This is a genomic window from Winogradskyella undariae (genome assembly GCF_013285155.1).
In the GTDB taxonomy this organism is placed as follows: Bacteria; Bacteroidota; Bacteroidia; order Flavobacteriales; family Flavobacteriaceae; genus Winogradskyella; species Winogradskyella undariae.
This window is the reverse complement of record NZ_JABTEL010000007.1, coordinates 54,573-77,032: the sequence shown is the minus strand read 5'-3', so window position 1 is coordinate 77,032 and position 22,460 is coordinate 54,573. Positions and strand designations below refer to the sequence as shown.

The following is a 22,460-nucleotide window of genomic DNA, read 5'->3' as shown; positions in this document are numbered from 1 at the left end:
TAATTAATAGACTAACTTCAATTTTAAATTCTGAACCACTTCAATTAAACCAGAGTTTTGCACAACATTATTTACTGGTTTCTGACCTTTTGCTCCCCATAGTATAGCAACATATTTTACGTTGTTATTTTTAAAAGTATTATTTGCAAATTCTACATTAACGATACCTCGTGTTTTTATTAATATATTTTCAGTATCATTTTTTCCGGAATTTGTAACTGTATTTCCTGTAAAAACTAAATTCCCTCCAATTGTAGACTCATCATAACCTCCTCGATAATAATTTAAAACATTCTCTCCTACATTAGTAAAAGTATTATCTACAACATAGACAAACTCACTATTGTAATCTCCTTTATCGTTTGTTTCTTTGTTTAAGACAATACCTTTAGCACAATCTTTAATTATTGTATTTCTTACAGAAACTGTATCTGCAAAAGAACCTTTAGACACTTCTAAAACACTACTAAAATTACTGATCTCTGTGTTGTTTAACCAAAGTCCATAAGCACTTCTCATGTTTTTATCCAACGTTTTAAATGCTGCTTGAGAATTAGTACCTTTTAAGACTACATCATCAATATGAAGAATTCCATAAGGATTCATCTCAAAAGCAGTATTACTAGACGTAAAACTTAACTGCGCTTTGTTATTTTTATCTTTAGAAGTAATCGTAATATTTTTAACGACTGAAACTGTTTTATTAATTTCATAAACTCCAGGATTTAAACTAATAGTATCACCAGAATTAGCGTCCTCTAACGCTTTAGTAAATTCAGCATTAGTACTAACAGCTATCGTTTTCACATCTGCTTTAACTTTATCAGTAGAAAACCAATCTGTACCATAATTAGATCTGTCATATAAATCTTTATGGTTTGCAGAATTAATTAGTGCACCTACTCTATTATTATCTACGGTTCTTTTGGTTCCAAACATATCTGTAGTTATATTTTCGAAATCAAAACCATTATACATATCTTTTGAAGTAACCGAAGCAATTTTTAATTGATCTGAAACATTTTCAACTTTCAATTCTGCTGTAATTAATCCTTCAGGTTTAACTTCACTTTTATTAGCACTGTTTGTATAGTTATTTTCAAAAAGCACACCATCTACCTCATCATAATTTTCAATTGGATAATCGAAAGGAGTTTCATTATATATGACATTATTTGCAACAGTAGTTCTAATTGGTCTTGCAGAACGAATTTCTGTTTTTGGTAAAAATTCACTTTGACTAACATTAGACCCAACACTAAACTGAAAAGGTGTTTCACAATCCACAAATGAATTATAAGCCATAACCACATCAGTAACTTGGTTATATCTATTCTGTGGTGACTTAGGAATACCATTCATCACAGCGATAGGAGCTCTAAAAGTTTCTCCTTTTAATTTGTAGAAATAGTTATTAGTAATCCAATGACCTGCATTTACAACACGAACACCACCAATAAATTTTGAATTATCATTACCTATAAAGATGTTACCATCTATAGTTGCAAAATTACCATGTCTTAATACTAATGATCCTTCACTTTCAAAAAACACATTATTCTTAAAGGTGTTAAAATTAGATTTACTTGAAATGATTTCTACCTCACCATTACAACGGTCAAATAAATTATTTTCAATATTAGCATGCGATGGCATCATAGACGTCCCGCTGTCTCCTATTTGTAAAGTTTCTCCATGAGGGCCACCTTTTCTTGGTCTTGGTCCAAAATGGTTATTTACAATCTGGTGATAGTTTTTTATATGCTCTGCACCTTTTAGCATCACCATAACCGTTGGCCCATAGTTAGACTTCCCTGTAATATAGTTATTACTTAACTCATTGTGTCTACCCCAAAACTCTACCCAATGATCTTTTACATCTCTGTCTGGTTGTGTAAAGTTTTCAATAACACAATTTGTTACTTTAGAATAATTAGCAACGTTTTCATCGCTAACTTTAAACCTAATAACTTGTTTTGTTGGTGTATATCCGTTTTTAAAATACAACCCCTCCACAACCAAATAATCACCACCTAACTGTAAGTTAGATTTACCTTCAATAGTTACTTCTCCTGGTGTTTCTGCCCTTAAAGTAATAGGTTTACCTTCTTCACCATTAGCAACAAACTTAATTTGAATGTCTTTATAGACTCCATTTTTAAGAACTAACTCATCACCTGGCTTTGCATTTTTTATAGCTTCTTTTAGTGCTTCTTCACTAGAAATTGTAGCACTTATTTTTGTTGTTGTATCTGCTTCTTTACAAGAAAACATCAATAAAATTAACCCAAAAGATAAAAGACAATTCTTCATATTATATATCATTAGTGTGTAACATTTAGTTCGTAATATTTTACTTTAGAAAAAGCACTTTCTGATGTAGAGCTCAAATAATTACCTGCTTTGAAGTAATTTTCGAAAGGCCATTTTTCTAAACTAACATCTTGATAAACCACAGGCTCATCATCATTTAATTGTAATTCTAATCGCGCATCTGATGCTGTAATCTTAAAATCAAATGCTTCAAAACCAACATAACCCATATTAATTTTTTCATCAAACCAAGTATCACTTGATGTATCTAAAAGAGCATCACCTGTTGTAAACTCGTCTATTAAAGATTTTTTATAAACCCATAACTCACCATCTATCCAAGTCATTTTTATTAATGGAGGACCATTGTTTGAAGAAAAACCATGCGCAGACATATCTTCTATAGATAGGATACCATGAATTTGCATTACAATCGTTCTGTGATATTGCCTACTACTTTCGTTGTCTTCTGAAATATCAACAACTTTTAAACGTCCTTCAATTGTTCCTCCTTCTAATAAAGACCAATTTTCTTTAGAATCAGATGGATTAATTAATTCTCTTAATTCTGTTCTAGAATAAGAACTGTTGGTTGTAGAAATATTAGGAAATGTGTAAAATTCTATTGATGCGTCTTCTACGTCATCGTACATATAAGGTTGAATAGCATTATTTGTTCTATAGCGCCCATTTATTAATGATGAAGGTTGATATTCATCTGGACCTCCATTATTATTTTCATCTACAGGTAAAGTTACTTTCCAATTAGAAAAATCAATATCTGCAAAGTTCCCATCTGTATCATCATTCTCACCACTATCATCATCAGGGTTATCTACAGACTCAAACACAAATTCTTCGTAAGCATCCTCACTCTTAGAGCAATTAGCTACAAGTATGGCAAAGAAAAAGAGCGCGTATACAAATTTAAACCTCATGCTAGCATTATTATAAATAAAATTGGTTAACCAGATTGGTTAACCAAAAATATAATAATTTTTCTATTTAAAAAAAGTATTTGAGATAATTCTCTACACATTGAAGGTAATTTAACAAAGATAGGAGATTAACGGCCTAGAGAAAAGAATTTACCTGCTTTAACTTTTTAAAAACACAACCTACTAACTAACAATATTATATAGCATTTTTATTGATTTAAAACATATTTCGGCTCAATTTTAAGGTACAAATCACAATAAATTGATAAATACTCACATTGGAAATCTAATTTTCTGAAGTTAAAATTTAGAGACTGACCTAGGTCATTTCCAATAAAAGATATCATTTCTACTTTTACAGGGTAAAATACTATATCATGAATACTTTTAGATACAGACCAAAAGATAATTATATTCAAAAAGCAGATTGGCAAAAACTATACATACTTACTGAACATTGGAAAACTGATATTTCGTTTTACACCGATGACTTAAGGTTTTTACACCACTTGATTGACAAATACTTTTTGTGGATATCCAAAAAAGAGAATATTGATGTCATCCAAGAAATTGAACTGAATTTACTTAAAGTCGATAGACAATCTGAATCTTTATTAAATAGAGTTAATAAACAACTGCAATACCTCACCGATTTAATGGGTGATCCTTTGGTTTATAATTCTGATGAATTTAGAAAAGAACACGAGCAATTAGAAGACGACTTAAATCAATTTGTAATAGATTTTAGAGAAAACCGAAAAGAGATTTTTAAAATCACAGAACACATTGTTAAAGGTGAAGAACTCCTCAAACAATTTAACATAAGTTCAAAATCACAACTTCAAAGTTAAAGTCGATTTGTAAAAACCTAAAAAGCAATGAAAAACCTACATCGTATATTAATAGAGATTACAGAGCTTACCTCTAATATTGAAACTAAATATCCAGAGCTTTATAGATCATTAGACGAAAACCCGATAACCATACCTACAAGTCAACACCCACATATGGACAAAGTAATTATGGAAGAATATTTAGAGAGCTTAAAAATAGTATTGAAGAATTACCTAAAGGAAGAAAAAATAAGATTAAGCACACTAAAAAACTAATATCATGGGAGAAATAGCAACATCTAATAGACAAATCACTATGTTTTACAGCTCTAATTCTGTAAGAGCAAAGCAAACTTTAGCGTATGCACAAGCTGAAGGTTTAAAAATAAAAAAAGTAGACATCTTAAAAACAAAACTCACCGGCTTACAAATCGTAGAATTGGCAGAACGCATAGGCCTTGAGGTTTCTGACTTGGTAAATCAGGATCATCCTGTTTACAAAAAACAATTTGAGAATCATAATTTCTCTACCGACGATTGGTTAAAAATGATTCGTCATTACCCTGAAATCATGAAACAACCTATCTTATTATGTGGAGACAAAAGCGTTCTCATTGAAACACCAACGGATATCAATAAAATTTGAGAACTAGTTTATAAAGAAATTATATTATGAAAACAGAAGTCTTATACAATCCAAATATGCACTTCGAACACAAATTGTGGAAAACAGAACTTGCATTCTGGAAAGATGAATTAAAATCGTTCAACAACAGATTAAGTGAACTTGTAACACGTTGGACAAACAAAGATGTCGTTCTAAAGTTAGAACATTATCAAAATGAATTTGCACTTCATGGCGGTGTCATCGAAGATTTAGAGGAAATCATTAAAAAGCACGAAACGCAAATAGCCAAACAAAGTAAAATAGACGAAAATACCATAGATACAGAATTAGCCATAAAGCATATTAAATTCAGAAAGTGTTTAGAAAAGCAAAGAAAAATATATGCAGAACTCAAAAAAGATTTTTTCTTGTTTTTAGATCAGTACATGTAGCTAGTTAACTCCGCTTAACGCTTACTAAAACTACATAAACTCATTTATAAAATAGGTTTTTTAATTGTTGTTTAGTTTACGGGATCTCTTTTTTCTATAAAAAGAGATCCCGTTTTAGTTCAAACAGTTTACTCTAATTTCATAAAGGACAATCAAGATTTTATGCCTTTGTTAAAGTTATTATAAAACACCTTATACTGATTCAGGTCAGTGCCCCTCTTTACATAACGCTCTAATTTTGAAGTCTAAATAATTCACTTATTTACACACATAACAAAAACATTTAAAATATAAATATCATGGCAAATATAATCGTGATTCCCTTTAAGGAAGAAGCAAAAGCGATTGACGCTTTGCACCAAATTAAAGAATTAGATGAATATGGAGATATTACACTCTATGAACACATTATAATTCGTAAAAGAGAAAACAATCAATATGAAGTGTTAAACAACCAAACCGATATTGAAGGCTGGAGAACATTTACAGGCATGGCACTTGGAGGTTTTGCAGGCGCTTTTGCTGGTCCAATAGGTTTTATTATTGGCTTATACACAGGAACCGCTTTTGGAGCTTTTTGGGATGTAAGTCATTTTAATTTTGAAAATAATTTCATCAAAAAAATCAGTAATCAAATGGCTGTTGGCACCATTGCTATCATTGCAGAGGTCAGTGAAGACAATCCCGATTTTATTGACGAAGCATTAAAACCTTACAGTTCCGAAATTTTAAGAAGCGAAGCGGGGTTAGATTACGATGACTTTGTAGACGAAGAAATTGAAGACTTAGAAGAAGGTATTGAAGATGAACGCGATAATTTAAAGAAAGCAACTTCAGAAGAAAAAAAGCGCATCACAACTAAAATCAAAAATTTAAAAGCAAAACGAAAATCTAAAATTGAAGATTTAGAAGCGCAAAGAAAATCTTCTTTATATGGCATTAAAGACAAAACTAATGCCCGTATTAATACATTGAAATCTCGTTTAGAAAACTATGAAAATTCCATTTCTAAGACCTATAAAAAAGCACGTAAAGACCGATTAAGAAAACGTATTAAAAGAGAAGAAGAAAAATTATACCAATTGCATGATGCCCTAGGAGAAGACATTGTGGATTAATAATCATGAAACAAGAAATTCCAAAAATTAAATTAAAAATGGGAAAATTAATATTAGTCAGACACGGAAAAAGCGTCTGGAATATGAAAAACATATTTACCGGATGGACAGATGTAAACCTCGCACCAGAAGGATTAGAAGAAGCTAAAATTGCAGGTGAATTAATCAGAGATCAAAAAATCAATATTGATATTTGTTATTCGTCTTACTTAAAAAGAGCGATTAAAACAGCGTCCATAATTATGGAAACAGCAGATATATCATACATCGATTTTATTAAAAGCTGGAAATTAAACGAAAGACATTATGGCGCTTGGCAAGGACAAAATAAAGATGAAGTGAAAAAAGAAGCAGGTGAAGATCTCTTTTGGAAAGTAAGAAGAGGTTATAGTGATTCTGCTCCTGCTCTATCTGTAAATGATAAACGTTATCCGAAGTTCGATTCTAAATACAGTAAGCTTACCGAAAAAGAATTACCTACAACAGAATCTCTAGAACAAACCAAAGAAAGAGCTGTTGCCTATTATTTTGAAGCGATAGTTCCAGAATTAGTCAAAGGGAAAACTGTTTTGGTTTCTGCCCATGGTAATTCCATTCGCGCACTAATGACCGAAATTTTAGATATTCCAGCATCCGAAATTTCAACTGTAGAAGTTCAAACTGGAGTTCTAAACATGTATGAATTTGATAGATCAATGAACTTAAAAGAGCATCATAAATTAGAGCAAATGAGTAAAATAGTGATTTAAGTATTAAAAAAATTAACACAATACTTAGCAATACTTATGGCTTTGTTAAAGTTTCGCAAAAAAAACAGTCTAAATAAGCAAAAGGTAATCTATTAAGCTTTGATTACAATACCTTTAAGTATCAAATTACTTAAGAAAAACAATAAATTATGGGAATGAAAGTAGCAGACCAAATCGTAGAAATGTTAGTGGAGAATAACGTAAAAAGAATTTATGCCGTTACTGGAGACAGTTTAAATGAATTGAATGATGCTGTAAGAAAAAACGGAAAAATAGAATGGATTCACGTTCGCCACGAAGAGGTTGGTGCCTATGCTGCTGCTGCTGAAGCCGAATTAGATGGTTTAGCCTGTTGCGCAGGAAGCAGCGGCCCTGGTCATGTACATTTAATTAACGGACTATATGATGCTAACCGTTCTGGAGTTCCAATGATTGCAATTGCGTCAACTATAAACACACCCGAATTTGGTGTCGATTATTTTCAAGCCACAAATACCTACAAATTATTTGATGATTGTAGTGTCTATAATGAACTAGCAAGCACACCAAAACAAGTGCCGCGTATGCTGCAAGCAGCCATGCAAAATGCAGTTCATAAAAAAGGAGTAGCCGTATTTGGGTTACCTGGAGATGTTTCGGCTATGCCTGCTGAAGAAAGTGCTACATCGATGTATAATTATCACAGCGAAACAATTTTGCGCCCATCAGATCATGAGATGCAGAAATTTGCAGACCTCGTTAATAAACACCCAAAAATTTCTATTTATTGTGGTATTGGAGCAAGAGAAGCCCATGACGATATTGTAAAATTAGCACAATTATTAAAAGCACCTATTGGATATTCGTTCCGTGGAAAAATGGGAATGCAATATAACAATCCTTATGAAGTTGGAATGACGGGCCTACTTGGTGTGCCTTCAGCTTTTCATGCCATGCACGAGTCTGATGTGGTGATTTTATTAGGAACCGATTTTCCTTATGAACATTTTATGCCTGTAAAAAATAAAATTATTCAGGTAGATGAAAAACCAGAACGTTTAGGAAGACGTGCCAAATTAGAAATAGGATTAACCGGAAAAATAACAGATACCGTTGAAGCATTACTGCCATTAATTAAAGAAAAAGAAGACGACAGCTTCTTAAAAGCACAATTAGAATTTTACAAAAAAGTAAAAGAAAACTTAAATATTTATGTCAAGGAGACCGGTTCTGAAAAACATATAAGTCCAGAATTTGTAGCCTCTACCATTAATGAAATGGCCAATGACGATACTGTTTTTACTGTAGATACAGGGATGTGTTGTGTTTGGGGTGCAAGATATATTGACGGTACAGGAAAACGAATTATGTTAGGTTCTTTCAATCACGGTTCTATGGCTAATGCTATGCCAATGGCTATCGGTGCACAACTAGCTTACCCAGACCGACAAGTCATTGCATTTTGTGGAGACGGTGGACTCTCCATGTTATTAGGAGATTTAGCAACAATAAAACAATACAATCTTCCTATAAAGTTAATTGTATTTAATAATCGTTCTTTAGGAATGGTGCAATTAGAAATGCAAGTTGAAGGTTTACCAAACCATGAAACAGAAATGGTAAATCCAGATTTTAAAATGATTGCAGAAGCAATGGGATTCAAAGGAATTTCAGTATCAGAACCAAGTGGCGTAAAAGCAGCCTTAAAAGAAGCATTTATACATGACGGTCCTGTTTTAGTCAATGTATTTACCAATCCACAAGCTTTAGCTATGCCTCCAAAAATGGAATTCGACCAAATGAAAGGCTATGCTTTGTCTATAAGTAAAATGATTTTAGGAGGAAGAATGGATGAGGTTTTAGAAATGGTTAAAACCAATTATAAACACATGAAAGAGGTGTTATAAAAATAAAATCTTTCCCGTAAAAAAAACAATTAAATATCATATTTATCCATACCACGGTTACTTCTTCATTTTTAGAAGTCTTCGTGGTATTTAAATTTTATCGTTATAGTATTAATTAAAAAAAACAGCTTCGTTTATTTCTAAGTTTATCTGCTTTAATAATCTTGATTTTTTTGTTAAAGTTATCAGAAAAAAGAAAGAAAGAAAGAAAGAAAGAAAGAAAGAAAAAAAAACAGACTGACTTAGGTCAGTACAATTGGTCTCTGATTCTAATACCTTTGAATAGTAATAATTAAATATTAGAAAAAAAATAAAAACTCCAAACATCGGAATTAAAGATGAAAATAGAAAAGCAATAGCAAACCAATTATCAAAAATATTAGCAGATGAATTTGTGCTTTACTCAAAAACTTTGAATTTTCATTGGAATATTGAAGGTCCAGATTTCCATTCCGTTCATCTTTATCTAGAAATCTTATATAAAGAACAACAAGAAATAGTGGATACCGTAGCCGAAAAAATACGAATGCTAGGGCATTATGCACCTGCTACTTTAAAAGACTATTTAGATCTAACACACCTTACTGAAGAAACAAAAGGAGGTAATAATAGTCAAAGCATATTTACTGAATTATTAGAAGATCATGAAAGTACTATTGTATTCCTTAGAGAAGAAATACAACCTGTATCAGACAAATGGAAAGCAGAAGGTATTAGTGATTACATTACTGAATTAATGGAACAACACCAAAAAACAGCTTGGATGTTACGTGCGCATTTAAAATAACATAGGCTATTTTAACTTGTAAAAAGGGGAAGTTTCTTTTGCCATGAAAATCAGAAATCTAAATTAAATTTAGAACCATAATTCAAATAACGATGCTAAAAAATATTAAAATTTCGTTAGTAAGTGTATTGCTTGTGTTAACAGGCTTATGGATCGTGGCTAATATGCCATTTTCTAATATGCTATCTGTGTGGTCTGTTCGGGATTTATGTGTTCAATATTCCGGTGTTATTGGCATTGGAGTAATGAGTGTAGCTATGGTACTTACACTTCGGCCCGTGTGGCTCGAACCTTTACTTGGCGGATTAGATAAATCTTATAGACTTCATAAATGGTTAGGGATTGTTGGTTTGGTGGCAGTGATTATTCATTGGATTGCATCAAAAGGACCGCATTGGCTATCTAATCTAGGTGTAATTGAAGGTCGTCATCATCGTGCATCACATTCAGTAGCAAATTCATTAAGTGTAATTCAGGGATTTTTTCAAGTACTACACAGTCCTGCTAAGTGGATTGGGGAGTGGGCATTTTATGGCTTAGTTCTTCTTATTACTCTAGCATTAATCAAAAGGTTTTCATATAAAATTTTTAAAAAGACACATTTACTAATTGCTGTAATTTATCTCGTTTTAGTGTTTCACGCTGTGATTTTGTTCAACTTTTCTTTATGGACGCAGCCATTAGGAATGGTGATGGCTCTCTTGCTAATTTCAGGTTCCGTCTCTGCTGTGCTTGTGTTAACAGGTCAGGTAGGTAAACGACGAAAGGTGGAGGGCATTATAGAAACACAGCATTATTTTCCTAAAATGAAAGTGCTAGAAACAGAAATACGAATAAAAGAAGGTTGGAGAGGACATAAGAGTGGTCAGTTTGCCTTTGTTAGTTTTGATAAGAAAGAAGGAGAACACCCTTTTACCATTGCCTCAAGTTGGGATGTTAACAATCCTCTCATTATGTTTATTACTAAGGAATTAGGAGATTATACTAATTTTCTTCCTGAGCGGTTAAGTATTGGAGACAAAGTAATTGTTGAAGGACCCTATGGTTGTTTTACTTTTGATGATACAGCCCAACGTCAGATTTGGATTGGTGGAGGGATTGGTATAACTCCTTTTATTGCTCGAATGAAACAACTGGCGAAGCACCCAAATACTCAGGCTATTGATTTATTTCATAGTACTACTGAAATGGAACCTGAAGTATTAAAAAAACTAACAGCTGATGCTACCGCTGCCCATGTGAAATTACATGTAATAATTGATAAACGTGATGGACGATTAACGGGAGAAAAACTTCGTACAATAGTGCCTGATTGGAAATCAGCTAGTATTTGGTTCTGTGGCCCTAAAGGTTTTGGAGCAGAGTTGCGCAAGGATTTGTTAAAAAAAGGGCTATTGTCTAAAAATTTCCATCAAGAACTTTTCAGTATGCGGTAAATAAGAAGGTCTTTCTTATTTTTCACGGCCTAAATAAAACCTTTACCTCTTTTGTGAAATTTTTAAACTTAAAAAAAGCTTTGGTTTTGTAATTATAAGTTGCTGACTTATATTCTAAAAAAGCTTTGTCTATTTTATATGTTTTTTTTTTAAGGTCTCATTCAGGTCATTTCTAATACTAATCTAGCTAAATATATTTAAGACTAGTAAATTATTGCCACCTACACAATGAATTTGTATTTCAACCTAATACTGAAGAAAAACAGCTTTACCTCCTCTTTATTTCACCTGTAAACATTTCATAATGTTAAAGTTAACCCAAAAACCTTTAGACTGATTCAGGTCAGTGCAGTAGACTCTTCATTCTAATACCTTTGAATAGTAATAATTAAATATTAGAAAAAATGAAAACTCCAAACATCGGAATTACAGACCAAAACAGAAAAGCGATAGCAAACCAATTATCAAAAATATTAGCAGATGAATTTGTACTTTATTCAAAAACCTTAAAGTTCCATTGGAATATTGAAGGCCCAGATTTTCATACGGTTCACATTTATTTAGAAACATTATACCATGAACAACAAACAATCGTTGATAATGTAGCTGAAAAAATACGTATGCTAGGCCATTATGTTCCCGCTACTTTACAAGATTATTTAGATCTAACACATCTTACTGAAGAAACAAAAGGAGGTAATGACAGTCAAAGTATATTTGCTGAATTATTAGAAGATCATGAAAGTATTATTGTATCCCTTAGAGAAGAAATAGAACCTATATCAGACAAATGGAAAGCAGAAGGCATCGGTGATTACATTACGGGATTGATGGAACAACACCAAAAAACTGCATGGATGTTAAGATCACATTTAAAATAATATCATTCAATACAAAAGAGAGTCGCCGAAATTTATAACGCTAAATTTCGGCTCTTTTTTTATACTGACCTAAGTCATTACCAAGCACAATAAGTTATGCTAATTTTATATTGAAATTTTGTTACAACAACAAAATCAAAAGTTAAACACAAAAAAATACAACCATGAACTATAAAAATATAACAATAGCAGGAAGCGGTGTTTTAGGATACCAAATCGCTTTTCAAACTGCTTTTTATGGATTTAATGTTACCGTTTATGACATTAATGATGACGTAATAGAAAAGACAAAAACAAAGTTCAACACTTTAAGTGAAGCATATAAAAAAGATATAAATGCAACACAACAACAGATTGATGAAACATTTAAAAATTTAAGTTACACTTCAGATTTAGCAGAAGCAGTAAAGGATGCAGATTTACTAATTGAAGCAGTACCAGAAAATCCTTCTATAAAAATAGATTTTTATAATAAGTTAGCTAAAGTTGCTCCTAAAAAAACTGTTTTCGCTACAAATTCTTCAACATTATTACCAAGTCAATTTTCTGAAGCCACAGGTAGACCTTCAAAATTTTTAGCGCTTCATCTTGCAAATACCATTTGGCTTCACAATACTGCTGAAATTATGGGACATTCTAAAACAGATCCAAAAGTTTTTACAGATGTTATTGCCTTTGCCAAAGCTATAGGAATGCTAACATTACCATTGCACAAAGAACAGCCTGGCTATATCCTTAACTCGTTATTGGTGCCATTATTAAGTGCTGCTATAAACTTAATAGCTAATAATGTTGCTGATTCAGAAACTATTGATAAAACCTGGATGAAAGGAACAGGTGCACCACTAGGACCTTTAGGTATCCTTGATGTTGTAGGTATTAAAACGGCCTATAATATTAATAAAATAGCTGCAGAAAAAACAAAAGATCCCTTAAAGATAAAAACAGTAAAATATCTAAAAGATAATTTTATAGACAAAAACAGACTAGGGGTTTCTACCGGTGAAGGTTTTTATAAATACCCCAATCCTGCTTATCAAAATCCTGATTTTTTAAAATAAAAATCAACTAAAATTTAACCTGTTAGTAAGAAGGAAGTAATATTAAGAGAAACAACGAAATACAGATAAAAAAAACAACTGTTTTTTATCTGTGAATCATTAATAAAAATAATAAAACCTGTTAAAATTTAAACTAATTTTGCACGCTATTATTTTGGCCCTATTGGCCTTAAAATTTATTAATGTACTAAAAATGGACGATCTAATTACATTTGCTTTAACTGTCTTTACTGGTTTTTTTGCTATAATGAACCCTATCGCTGGTATTCCTTTATTTGTTTCTTTAACAGAAGGTGCTGATTCAGAAACCAAAGAACGAATTAATAAAAAAGCGACTTTAACAGCTTTTTTAATTGTATCTACATTTGTAGTCTTAGGTAAGTTTGTATTTGATATTTTTGGTATTACTATTCCTGCTTTTAAAATAACTGGGGGAATACTTATTTTCTATATCGGATTCGAAATGCTTCAATCTGTAAAATCGAGTGTTAAACACTTAAAAAATGTAGCTTTCGATGAGCAAATAGCAATCTCACCATTAGCAATTCCTCTACTTGCTGGCCCAGGTGCTATTGTAACTGCAATGAATTTTGTAACCGATGTAGATGCAACACGTATCATAATTGTAATCATAATGTTTGGTTTCATCTGTGCTTTAACATATTTATCATTTCGCTTAAGCGATTTTATTGTTGAGAAAATAGGGAAAAATATAATTGGTGTTTTAAATAAAATAATGGGGTTAATTATTGCCATTATCGGTACCAATATGGTTATTGAAGGCATTAAAATCTCATTTAATTTAAGTCTATGATCCACAGAAAAAGAAACAAAAACCTTGGTTTAGCCGAACTTGTTGCCATTGCTTTAGGCGGTATGGTTGGCGGCGGAATTTTCACAGTTCTAGGTATTGCTGTTTCTATTGTGGGTAATTTGGCGCCTGTCGCTATTATTATAGGCGGCTGTATCGCTGCCTTAGCAGCCTATTCTTACGTTAAATTAGGATTATATTATAAAGATGAAGGTGCTACATATTCTTTTTTTAAACGCACCTATCCTGCTTCAAAATTTTCAGCCTCTGTAGTCGGTTGGTTTGTTATTTTTGGATACATAAGTACCTTAGCATTGTACGCTTACACATTTGCTTCTTATGCTATTAGTAGCACCGATTTCGCTAATGATATTTGGATTAGAAAAAGTATAGCGATAGCTGTTATTGGTTTATTCACATTAATTAATATTTGGAGTGTTAATGGAATGGGGAAAATTGAAGACGCCATGGTTTATACCAAACTCATTTTACTCACAATTATATCCGTCGTACTTATTCAACATGGTACTACTGATTTTGGAACATTTGTAGACAATATGGTTGTTGATGCAGAAAAATCAAACATATTCTCTATTCTAATAGTCGCATCATTAACTTTTGTGGCTTATGAAGGTTTTCAGTTGGTTATCAATGCTGTCAACGAAATGAAAAATCCTGATAAAAACATCCCTAGAGCAATCTATACTGCCATTACGTTAGCTATTATTATCTATGTTGTCCTTTCTATGGGGGCATTGTTTGCAATACCTACAGAAGAAATAATTAAGAATAAAGAATTTGCGTTAGCCGCAGGAGCAGGAAATGCAATTGGAAGCTTAGGTACTAACATCGTTATCTTAGGTGCTATTTTAGCAACAAGTAGCGCTATTAGTGGAACTGTATTTGGTTCCTCAAGACAAATGGCAGTAATTGCAAAGGATGGATATTTTCCGCATTGGTTATCTATTAGAAAAAAGAACACGCCTAAAAATGCCATTATCACTATGGCAGCAATGTCTAGTATTTTAATTTTATTGGGGGGCTTAGAACTAATTTTAGAATTTGGAAGTATCACCTTTTTATTTGTCTCATTACTAATGGCAATTGCCAATTATAAAATAAGAGACAAAACAAATTCTTCAAAATTTATAACCATTCTTTCTATTATAGGACTTGCCGTTGGTGGATTAATGATACTGTATTATGAGTTTAAAAATGAATGGAAACAGATGTTAGCCATTATAATCTTGTATCTAGTTCTCGCTATTTTTGCTTGGATTTATTCAGAAAAAGTAAAGAAAACAACCCTTAATCATTAAAGGTTACTTACTATTTAGATCGAGATTTAGAAAACAATTGAACGATTAGAATAGCAACTGATATTAAGATCCCTAAAACAGAAACACCTTGCCAAGCGTAATGCTCCCAAGCCAAAGCACCTAGCGTAGTCCCCAATGATCCACCAATAAAAAAACCGACCATATAAATGGTATTAACGCGATTTCGAGCTTCTGGATTTTTTGAAAACACAATACTTTGATTTGTAATATGTAAGATTTGCAATCCTAAATCTACCAAAATTACACCGACAGCTAAACCAATAAGAGAGTTTGCTGAAAAGTAGAAAATAACCCAAGAGAAAATTAGCAATACGGCAGAGAAAAGAATGATTTTATTCTTGTTGAATTTATCATTTAGCTTTCCTACAACGGCTGCAGCTAATGCTCCTATAACACCAAAGAGACCAAAAGCCCCCGTAATATCACTACCGTAACCAAAGTTATCTTCCATCAGAAAAACAAAGGTGGTCCAAAAAATACTTAAACCCGCAAATCCAAGGCCACCACGTAATGCAGCAAGCCTTACAGAAGGCTCTGTTTTAAAATAAAACCCAATAGATTTTAGTAAACTACCATAACTCCCTTTATAAGTAGGATTGATTTTTGGTAACTTAAATTGAAGCAAAACAAAAAGCAATACCATTAAACCAGTTGCAGCAAAATACATAAATCGCCATCCAAACCACTCACCAACAATACCACTTATAACACGAGAGCCTAGAATACCAATAAGCAAACCACTCATTACAATACCAATAGCACGCCCACGACCTTTATCATCGGCTAATTGTGCCGCCATAGGAACAAATAATTGCGGAATAGCCGAAGAAAAACCAATAAGAAAACTACTCGTAATAAGAAGAAATAATGAGCTAGACATCGCTGCTGCAATAAGTGAAATTACCATTAAAGCAAAATCGAACTGTAGTATTTTTTTATTAGAGATCTTATCGCCTAATGGAATGATAAACAACAACCCAAAGGCATAACCCAACTGTGTCGCTAATGGCACGTTACTTATAGCCGACTCACCAACTCCAAAATCAACAGACATTTGATGTAAAAGTGGTTGATTATAGTAGAGATTAGCCACCACAAGTCCAGCAGAGACACTCATTAAATACAGTACTGAATTGGATAATTTTTTATTCATTTTTTCTAAAACCTAAAAGCTGTTTTCACTTGCAATGATATCATTTTTCACCGCTATCTTGCAATTTTTATATCGCTTTTAAACCTACTTTTTCAAATTAATAAGTAATGAATAGTTTATTCTTTTAAACTGTATTTATTATCTAACATCATATCTATTAAAGAAACTTTTTTGTAATGCTTTTTTTGCATCTTGTAAAAGCTCTTCAACTTCATTGAGTGTATTGTTATTTATTTTTGCAATCTCTTCCAATTCAAAATGTTGAATAGCTGACAACTCAAAAACTTTTCGCATGGCAACGGGTAAATTATAGAGTACCATTTTAATGTGATCGTTTATTTCTTCAGCACTTAAATCATTATCTATTTTTTCTACTAACGCTTTCTGATCATCTTCTATAAAAATAGGATTTAACGTATAATCGTTATGATTGTAAGATATATCATCTAACTCTTCAACAAGTAGAAAATCGCCACCGCCATCTTTACTATAATTTTCTTGCATTGCATCCCATTCTGGCTGACTATAATCATCTATATTTTTAAAAAAGAAATCATCAAACTCTTCTTCTACAATAATATCATCTAACAAATTATTTGTTTTTTTAAATAGCCAGAGATAGAAATCTTTTGCATTTGAAACCTCATCGATATGATCATAAATTTCAATAAAAAGTTGATCTATAATATCATTTGCTTTGTATTTATTTTTTGAGAAGTTTCCTTTTTTTATGGCTGTTTTTATCTGATCATTAACATACCTTTTAATTTCTGGCATGATCTTCATCACTAAAGCATCAAAGGAAATTTGATTTCCTTCTTTCTTTAGCTGAACAAGATCTGAAAATGATTCGGTTACAAAAACACGAGACTCTTTTTTATTTTGAGAATATAAAACGGTAGTTTCCATGAGACACATATTTAATAATTATAATATAAAGGTCTCTACTTTTTAGAAAAGATGAAATGACTTGGGTCAGTCGTTAAAATAAAGCTTATTAAGCTAAAATTTTTAATTGAGACTCTAATTTATTCAACACTGTGTTTGAACCTCTCAAAATTAGAATGTAATTCCCTTTTTCTAATGTTTTTAAGTAAGTGTTTACATTATTTTGATTGATACCAAGTCCTCTTAAAATACCAAAAAGCCCCGTTGACATTGAACCTATGGTTTTACCATTAATTTCTTGTAAAAACATGGGCGTAAGAAATCCTGCAATAAAAAAAGGACCTACATCTGCATTTAAGATGATTCCAAAATTTGAAGACAATTTTAAATTGTGCTCACAGTATTGCTGTAATTTTTTCTTAGCATTTAAAAAATTAGAGTTAGGTTTTTCTGCTTCTAATTTACCTAAAACAGAAATTTGAACGTCATTAATAGGAGTATGATAAATACTATTTATCACATTTTTAATTTGCTCAATTTTTGAGTAAGACCTTAAGAGCACCCTTTTTTCTCTCGAAGATTTTATAGTAGAGTTCATGAATAATTCAATATCAGCAACCTAATTGCTAGTTTCTGTAACAAATGTAATAGAACAAATTATTTACAGAAATGACCTACATCACTCTTCAATATTTATAAAAATTACTTCATATGATTTACACTTATAGCGATCCGAATTCTGCAATAGTCTCTAAGCCTTTTCGATCTAACAAAACAAGTCTCCTATTAGATTCTACACCTATTAAACCTTCGTGTTTAAATTCGGTTAACATTCTAATAGCTGTTTCTGTAGCTGTGCCTATAAGTCCAGCAAAATCTTCTCTAGGAATGCTGATACCAGTGTGTTTTTCATCTTTAATCATGCCTTTAGCATCTAATTCTAAAAGTGCTTTAGCAGTGCGTTGTCTAACGGTAGCAAAAGCCATATCTACTAAATGTTCTTGTAGCGTAATTAAACTATTAGAGATCATTCCGATAAATTTATTAGAGACCTCTTTGTTTCCGTATAAGAGTTTTGTGAAATCGGTTTTAGGAATTGCACAAACCTCAGCATCTTCTAAAACACCCGCTGTTTCTATGTAAAGTCCTGTGTTTCCTAACAAAGATAATTGCCCAATAAAATCACCAAAACCGTACATTCCTGTTACAAATTCTTTTCCGGTTTCTGTTGTTCTATAAGTTTTCACATTTCCACTTTGTATAAAATATAAATGATGGGCAGCATTACCTTCATCAAAAATTCGATCCTTTGTTTTATAAATTTGAAGGCTACGATCTTTTGAAAGTGCTTGGAGATTTAAATATTCTGAAGCTTCATCAAAGAATTGATTAATACCGTCTATATTTTTAGAAAATTCTTTCTTTAAAAAATTGTTCTTATTTAAACGACACTCAATAGCGCCTATTAACTCATCCTCTTCAAAAGGTTTGGTTAAATAATCATCAGCACCAAGATTCATTCCTTTTCTAAAGTCTGATTTTTCGGATTTAGCAGTAAGAAAAATAAAAGGAATACTCGCTGTTTTATGATTCTGACTTAAATATTCATAAACCCCATAACCATCTAATTCGGGCATCATAATATCACATAAAATGAGATCTGGAAGATTTATTAAGGCTTTATCTACACCTATTTTTCCATTTTCTGCGGTAATGACGTCATAGTTTTCTAGCTCTAGAATATCAGCTGTGTTTTCTCTCACATCCTGATTATCTTCTATTAAAAGTATTTTTTTCATTCTATATCATCTTTAAAGGAAGCTGAATATTAAATGTTGAACCGACATTAAGTTTACTTTCTAATTTTATAGCTCCTCCCATAAGTTCAGTATATTGCTTTACGATATTTAATCCTAAACCAGTTCCTTCGATATTAGTGGTGTTATTAGCACGATAAAAACGTTGAAACATATGTTCTATCTCTTCTTTTGGAATCCCTATCCCTTCATCAATTATAGCGATAAAGATTTGAGTATTTTCAATTTTTATTTTAAAAACTATGGTTTTCTCTTCTTCAGAATACTTAATAGCATTAGATAATAAATTGAAAAGTATATGTCTCATTAATTTATGATCTAAAAATACATCAACTTTAGGCACTTCGCATTTAAAATGAATAGTTTGTCCGCTTTTTTTAACACTTTCCATCTCTTCTATAACCGATTTTGAAAAATCGATAAGATCAAAAGATGAAGGTTGTGCTAAAACTTTACCTTCTTGTAGTTTACTCAATGAAAGAAAATCGTTGAGAATAACAACTAGATTTTTAACATTAGATCTAATTTTAGAAACATGTTTTAGTCTTTTATCTTCTTTACCTGGGGCATTTAATTTTTCTATTAAAATTGCCGAAGATAAAATAGCACTAAGAGGCGTTCTAAATTCATGAGAAGCCATAGAAATAAATCGTGATTTTAACTCACTTAACTCTTGCTCTTTTTTTAGTGTATTTACAACTTCGAGCTCAGCATCTTTTTGAAGTGTAATATTATTATACACCATTAAAATCTGTTCAATTTTATTTTCTAGATTCATTAAAGGTGTAGTATTAACCAAATAACATCTGTTATTAAATTCTATTTCAAAAGAACAATGCTCTCCTTGTAAGGTTTTTTCAATATTTAATTTAATTTTTTCCTTTTCTATTTCCGTAAGTCCTAGAATATCATTTAATATAATTCTTACATCTTTAATCCCTTTAAATCCCAACCCAACGACTTCTTCCCCTTCTACAAGAAGAATTTTAAAATTTAAATCAAAAACAATAACAAATCCTTTGGGAAAGTTACGAGACATATTTTCTAACAAAAACTTACTATGTAATACTTTACTTTCTGCAATTCTGGTTTCTTGGATTTGGTCCTCTAAATTAAGATTAGATTCTGTTAATTTCTGAACGATATACTTAAACTCATTAGTACGTTCTTGAACTGTATTTTCGAGTTCTTCTGCATAGCTAGAAAGTTTTTCGGTAGTATTTTGAATAAATTGTTGCTCTGTTTTATCTGCTTCTGAAATATCTTGAACAAACCTTTCTAAAGCAATTAGCTTGTTGTTTGTATCATAGATACCTTGACCATGTTCACTCAAAAACCTAAGGCCTCCATTTTTATGTTTTATATGGTATTCTAGGTAAAATGTTTGTTGATTAGCTAAGGCTTGTTGTATAATATCCCAAACGCTACTTCTCTCTTTTTCTATAATAAGATGCCCTAAATGTATGCGCTTCTCTATAAAATCAGCACTTGTATACCCTGTTAGCTTAAGGCAAGCTTCACTCATATATTCTGCAGTCCAGTTTTTGTCGTTTTTTGTTCGGAAAAACAAAATTGGTAAGTTGTTTATTGTTGTATCTAAATTCATGAGATAAATTTTCCGACCATTAAGGTATGTTATTTTTTCTACTGAAGATGACCTTTAATCATAAACTCTTAAGATAACTTATTACATAAACTCAAATCTCTATGATTGAATAATACATTTAAATAATTTTGAAATTAAAACTAGACTAAAAATGTTCTAAGTTCACACTTCTAACTTTTAAATACTATTTTATTTTCTTCTAAAGCTCTTTTTGTCGTTTCATAACCTAACTGAAAGATGGCATCAACATTATTCATCCCAAAAGTGGTGTAATTCACTAATTCTTGAGGACTAATCACCATATCACATTCAGAAAATTTAGACATTGCTTCGGCAGCGACCATAATTTTATAAGAACGTTCTACAACGGAGTAAGAGTGTTTTAAATCTCGCATAGATACTTTTTTTAATGGATTTACATAAACACCAATAATTTTATCGCACTTAGATTTTAAGGGCTCTACCGGAAAATTATTTAACGTCCCTCCATCAACATAAAATTTCCCATTAATTTCTGTAGGTGTAAAAACCCCCGGAAAAGAAGCCGATGCGATAATGGGTTTTATTAGCTGTCCTTTACTAAACATTTTTGATGTGCCATCTACAATATTTGCAGCCGGAATGAATAATGGCTTTTGTAAATCTTCAAAACTATCATTAGGAAAATAAGCTTTTAGATCGTCGTAAAAATTATCAGAATTAATGAGTCCTGGTTTTTTAATAGCAAATCTTTTAGTATTAAAAAGCGGTATGGTTTTAAAGAAATTTAGAATATCGGAGCAGCTTACACCTGCCGCATATAAAGCACCAACTATAGCTCCAGAACTGGTCCCTGCAATATGTGTTGGAAAAATCCCAACTTCTTCTAATGCTTTAATTGTTCCTATGTGAGCGGCTCCACGGGCTCCTCCTCCAGATAATACTAATCCTATATTCATACTTCCGGTTTTTAGTTCTGTTACAAATGTACAAGCTTGGTTTTAAACAGATGTTAAATAATTAAAACGAAATATTTCCAAAGTTCTTCAAAATATTAATTGTACTATTTTCAATAAAAAACCAAGGTATTATTTATTTCTTGCAATGATTTCAAATTTAATTAAACCTCCATCAATCGTTGCTTTTTCTAAAACACCTTTTTTGTAATAATAAATATTTTCTCTTCCTTTTAAATTCACTTTTTTATAAGAATGATTACCCAAGTCTTCTAGTGTATTAAAATCTCCTGCTTGCTCAGAGTAACAACGCGTAATATTTTTAGGTTCTTCAAAATAAAGCTGAATGGTTGCATTATAAATAGAAGTCTCTAAAAGTCCTTCATCTTTACCGTCTTTTACTACTTGATAAGCTGAATTTTCTCTTTGTGTATGTGTATTAGCATGTGGCTTTTTATTCACCGTAATATCTACAACAGATGCTTCTAGCAAATCATCATTAAAGACAACATTGTATTTGTAATTAACACTAATGTCTTTTATAATTCTAGTTTTAATAGTTGTAGAGCTTTCGTAATAAACCTTAGAGTCTTTTACTGTTTTAGTTGCCTTAAGACTGCCAATCACATCTCCTTTATGAACAATATCGAAATTTAGATTTTCTTTTAATGGACCAGAAGCACCTCCTAGAGTGATAAAAACGATAATAAATATAAAATCACGAATCATAAAATTGCAATACTATTTTGGGATCAAATGGTCTTAGTATGCAAATTAACATTTTTAATAAGAATAACGATTCATTTGTGCGAGTACTAAATAGATATACAATTTGCAATAAGATTAGTA

22 protein-coding genes are annotated in these 22,460 nt (G+C 31.5%); 13 read left to right on the top strand and 9 right to left on the bottom strand.

What is annotated here, in order from left to right; genetic code table 11:
* Window positions 1-3: 3 nt before the first annotated feature.
* Both HSX10_RS11045 and HSX10_RS11040 read right to left on the bottom strand, forming a co-directional pair.
* Entirely contained in the window at window positions 4-2,313 is a 2,310-nt protein-coding gene (locus tag HSX10_RS11045) for a chondroitinase-B domain-containing protein (RefSeq protein ID WP_173588285.1), read from the bottom strand.
* 11 nt (window positions 2,314-2,324) lie between these two features.
* Window positions 2,325-3,251 (bottom strand): polysaccharide lyase family 7 protein, encoded by a 927-nt coding sequence (locus HSX10_RS11040; RefSeq protein WP_173588284.1) that lies wholly within the window; start codon window positions 3,249-3,251, stop codon window positions 2,325-2,327.
* Between the two features lie 377 nt (window positions 3,252-3,628).
* On the opposite strand from HSX10_RS11040, the gene HSX10_RS11035 reads away from it, so the two are divergent.
* From HSX10_RS11035 to HSX10_RS10975, 13 genes are all read left to right on the top strand, one after another.
* Window positions 3,629-4,102, top strand: coding sequence for a hypothetical protein (locus HSX10_RS11035; protein WP_173588283.1), 474 nt, complete (start codon window positions 3,629-3,631; stop codon window positions 4,100-4,102).
* Between the two features lie 27 nt (window positions 4,103-4,129).
* On the top strand, window positions 4,130-4,360 hold the full coding sequence (locus HSX10_RS11030; protein ID WP_173588282.1) for a hypothetical protein: 231 nt from the start codon (window positions 4,130-4,132) through the stop codon (window positions 4,358-4,360).
* Window positions 4,361-4,364: 4 nt separating this feature from the next.
* A complete protein-coding gene (locus HSX10_RS11025; RefSeq protein ID WP_173588281.1) occupies window positions 4,365-4,730 on the top strand; it encodes an arsenate reductase family protein in 366 nt (121 codons plus the stop codon).
* Window positions 4,731-4,756: 26 nt separating this feature from the next.
* On the top strand, window positions 4,757-5,143 hold the full coding sequence (locus tag HSX10_RS11020; RefSeq protein ID WP_173588280.1) for a hypothetical protein: 387 nt from the start codon (window positions 4,757-4,759) through the stop codon (window positions 5,141-5,143).
* A gap of 299 nt (window positions 5,144-5,442) precedes the next feature.
* Window positions 5,443-6,261 (top strand): DUF1269 domain-containing protein, encoded by an 819-nt coding sequence (locus HSX10_RS11015; RefSeq protein ID WP_173588279.1) that lies wholly within the window; start codon window positions 5,443-5,445, stop codon window positions 6,259-6,261.
* 38 nt (window positions 6,262-6,299) lie between these two features.
* On the top strand, window positions 6,300-7,010 hold the full coding sequence (locus HSX10_RS11010) for a 2,3-bisphosphoglycerate-dependent phosphoglycerate mutase (RefSeq protein ID WP_173588278.1): 711 nt from the start codon (window positions 6,300-6,302) through the stop codon (window positions 7,008-7,010).
* Window positions 7,011-7,159: 149 nt separating this feature from the next.
* A complete protein-coding gene (locus HSX10_RS11005; RefSeq protein WP_173588277.1) occupies window positions 7,160-8,896 on the top strand; it encodes a thiamine pyrophosphate-dependent enzyme in 1,737 nt (578 codons plus the stop codon).
* Window positions 8,897-9,194: 298 nt separating this feature from the next.
* Window positions 9,195-9,683: a Dps family protein gene (locus HSX10_RS11000; RefSeq protein ID WP_367651266.1), complete on the top strand. Its 489-nt coding sequence runs from the start codon at window positions 9,195-9,197 to the stop codon at window positions 9,681-9,683.
* A gap of 92 nt (window positions 9,684-9,775) precedes the next feature.
* On the top strand, window positions 9,776-11,119 hold the full coding sequence (locus HSX10_RS10995; RefSeq protein ID WP_173588276.1) for a ferredoxin reductase family protein: 1,344 nt from the start codon (window positions 9,776-9,778) through the stop codon (window positions 11,117-11,119).
* 404 nt (window positions 11,120-11,523) lie between these two features.
* A complete protein-coding gene (locus tag HSX10_RS10990; protein WP_173588275.1) occupies window positions 11,524-12,000 on the top strand; it encodes a Dps family protein in 477 nt (158 codons plus the stop codon).
* Between the two features lie 164 nt (window positions 12,001-12,164).
* Window positions 12,165-13,061, top strand: coding sequence for a 3-hydroxyacyl-CoA dehydrogenase (locus tag HSX10_RS10985; RefSeq protein ID WP_173588274.1), 897 nt, complete (start codon window positions 12,165-12,167; stop codon window positions 13,059-13,061).
* A gap of 193 nt (window positions 13,062-13,254) precedes the next feature.
* Window positions 13,255-13,875: a MarC family protein gene (locus HSX10_RS10980; RefSeq protein WP_173588273.1), complete on the top strand. Its 621-nt coding sequence runs from the start codon at window positions 13,255-13,257 to the stop codon at window positions 13,873-13,875.
* A complete protein-coding gene (locus HSX10_RS10975) occupies window positions 13,872-15,191 on the top strand; it encodes an APC family permease (RefSeq protein ID WP_173588272.1) in 1,320 nt (439 codons plus the stop codon). Before HSX10_RS10980 ends, HSX10_RS10975 begins: the two co-directional genes overlap by 4 nt.
* 10 nt (window positions 15,192-15,201) lie before the next feature.
* Here the strand turns inward: HSX10_RS10975 and HSX10_RS10970 are convergent, their stop codons facing one another.
* From HSX10_RS10970 to HSX10_RS10940, 7 genes are all read right to left on the bottom strand, one after another.
* Window positions 15,202-16,365: an MFS transporter gene (locus HSX10_RS10970; protein WP_173588271.1), complete on the bottom strand. Its 1,164-nt coding sequence runs from the start codon at window positions 16,363-16,365 to the stop codon at window positions 15,202-15,204.
* Between the two features lie 138 nt (window positions 16,366-16,503).
* Window positions 16,504-17,274 (bottom strand): RNA polymerase sigma factor, encoded by a 771-nt coding sequence (locus HSX10_RS10965; protein WP_173588270.1) that lies wholly within the window; start codon window positions 17,272-17,274, stop codon window positions 16,504-16,506.
* Window positions 17,275-17,362: 88 nt separating this feature from the next.
* Window positions 17,363-17,773: a hypothetical protein gene (locus tag HSX10_RS10960; RefSeq protein ID WP_173588269.1), complete on the bottom strand. Its 411-nt coding sequence runs from the start codon at window positions 17,771-17,773 to the stop codon at window positions 17,363-17,365.
* A 202-nt stretch (window positions 17,774-17,975) separates the two neighbouring features.
* The gene (locus tag HSX10_RS10955) at window positions 17,976-19,052 is read right to left on the bottom strand and encodes a response regulator (RefSeq protein ID WP_173588268.1); all 1,077 of its coding nucleotides are present in this window, start codon (window positions 19,050-19,052) and stop codon (window positions 17,976-17,978) included.
* Between the two features lies 1 nt (window position 19,053).
* Complete coding sequence (locus HSX10_RS10950; RefSeq protein ID WP_173588267.1) at window positions 19,054-20,676, bottom strand: sensor histidine kinase; 1,623 nt, start codon at window positions 20,674-20,676, stop codon at window positions 19,054-19,056.
* 170 nt (window positions 20,677-20,846) lie between these two features.
* Window positions 20,847-21,614, bottom strand: a complete 768-nt coding sequence (locus HSX10_RS10945) for a patatin-like phospholipase family protein (protein WP_173588266.1) — start codon at window positions 21,612-21,614, stop codon at window positions 20,847-20,849.
* 129 nt (window positions 21,615-21,743) lie between these two features.
* The gene (locus HSX10_RS10940) at window positions 21,744-22,340 is read right to left on the bottom strand and encodes a DUF6134 family protein (RefSeq protein WP_173588265.1); all 597 of its coding nucleotides are present in this window, start codon (window positions 22,338-22,340) and stop codon (window positions 21,744-21,746) included.
* Between the last annotated feature and the right edge of the window lie 120 nt (window positions 22,341-22,460).

Excerpts from the sequence above, each read along its gene's own strand:
- HSX10_RS11045 (WP_173588285.1), bottom strand. The coding sequence starts at position 2,313 with ATGAAGAATTGTCTTTTATCTTTTGGGTTAATTTTATTGATGTTTTCT.
- HSX10_RS11040 (WP_173588284.1), bottom strand. The coding sequence starts at position 3,251 with ATGAGGTTTAAATTTGTATACGCGCTCTTTTTCTTTGCCATACTTGTA.
- HSX10_RS11035 (WP_173588283.1), top strand. The coding sequence starts at position 3,629 with ATGAATACTTTTAGATACAGACCAAAAGATAATTATATTCAAAAAGCA.
- HSX10_RS11030 (WP_173588282.1), top strand. The coding sequence starts at position 4,130 with ATGAAAAACCTACATCGTATATTAATAGAGATTACAGAGCTTACCTCT.
- HSX10_RS11025 (WP_173588281.1), top strand. The coding sequence starts at position 4,365 with ATGGGAGAAATAGCAACATCTAATAGACAAATCACTATGTTTTACAGC.
- HSX10_RS11020 (WP_173588280.1), top strand. The coding sequence starts at position 4,757 with ATGAAAACAGAAGTCTTATACAATCCAAATATGCACTTCGAACACAAA.
- HSX10_RS11015 (WP_173588279.1), top strand. The coding sequence starts at position 5,443 with ATGGCAAATATAATCGTGATTCCCTTTAAGGAAGAAGCAAAAGCGATT.
- HSX10_RS11010 (WP_173588278.1), top strand. The coding sequence starts at position 6,300 with ATGGGAAAATTAATATTAGTCAGACACGGAAAAAGCGTCTGGAATATG.
- HSX10_RS11005 (WP_173588277.1), top strand. The coding sequence starts at position 7,160 with ATGGGAATGAAAGTAGCAGACCAAATCGTAGAAATGTTAGTGGAGAAT.
- HSX10_RS10995 (WP_173588276.1), top strand. The coding sequence starts at position 9,776 with ATGCTAAAAAATATTAAAATTTCGTTAGTAAGTGTATTGCTTGTGTTA.
- HSX10_RS10990 (WP_173588275.1), top strand. The coding sequence starts at position 11,524 with ATGAAAACTCCAAACATCGGAATTACAGACCAAAACAGAAAAGCGATA.
- HSX10_RS10985 (WP_173588274.1), top strand. The coding sequence starts at position 12,165 with ATGAACTATAAAAATATAACAATAGCAGGAAGCGGTGTTTTAGGATAC.
- HSX10_RS10980 (WP_173588273.1), top strand. The coding sequence starts at position 13,255 with ATGGACGATCTAATTACATTTGCTTTAACTGTCTTTACTGGTTTTTTT.
- HSX10_RS10975 (WP_173588272.1), top strand. The coding sequence starts at position 13,872 with ATGATCCACAGAAAAAGAAACAAAAACCTTGGTTTAGCCGAACTTGTT.
- HSX10_RS10970 (WP_173588271.1), bottom strand. The coding sequence starts at position 16,365 with ATGAATAAAAAATTATCCAATTCAGTACTGTATTTAATGAGTGTCTCT.
- HSX10_RS10965 (WP_173588270.1), bottom strand. The coding sequence starts at position 17,274 with ATGGAAACTACCGTTTTATATTCTCAAAATAAAAAAGAGTCTCGTGTT.
- HSX10_RS10955 (WP_173588268.1), bottom strand. The coding sequence starts at position 19,052 with ATGAAAAAAATACTTTTAATAGAAGATAATCAGGATGTGAGAGAAAAC.
- HSX10_RS10950 (WP_173588267.1), bottom strand. The coding sequence starts at position 20,676 with ATGAATTTAGATACAACAATAAACAACTTACCAATTTTGTTTTTCCGA.
- HSX10_RS10945 (WP_173588266.1), bottom strand. The coding sequence starts at position 21,614 with ATGAATATAGGATTAGTATTATCTGGAGGAGGAGCCCGTGGAGCCGCT.
- HSX10_RS10940 (WP_173588265.1), bottom strand. The coding sequence starts at position 22,340 with ATGATTCGTGATTTTATATTTATTATCGTTTTTATCACTCTAGGAGGT.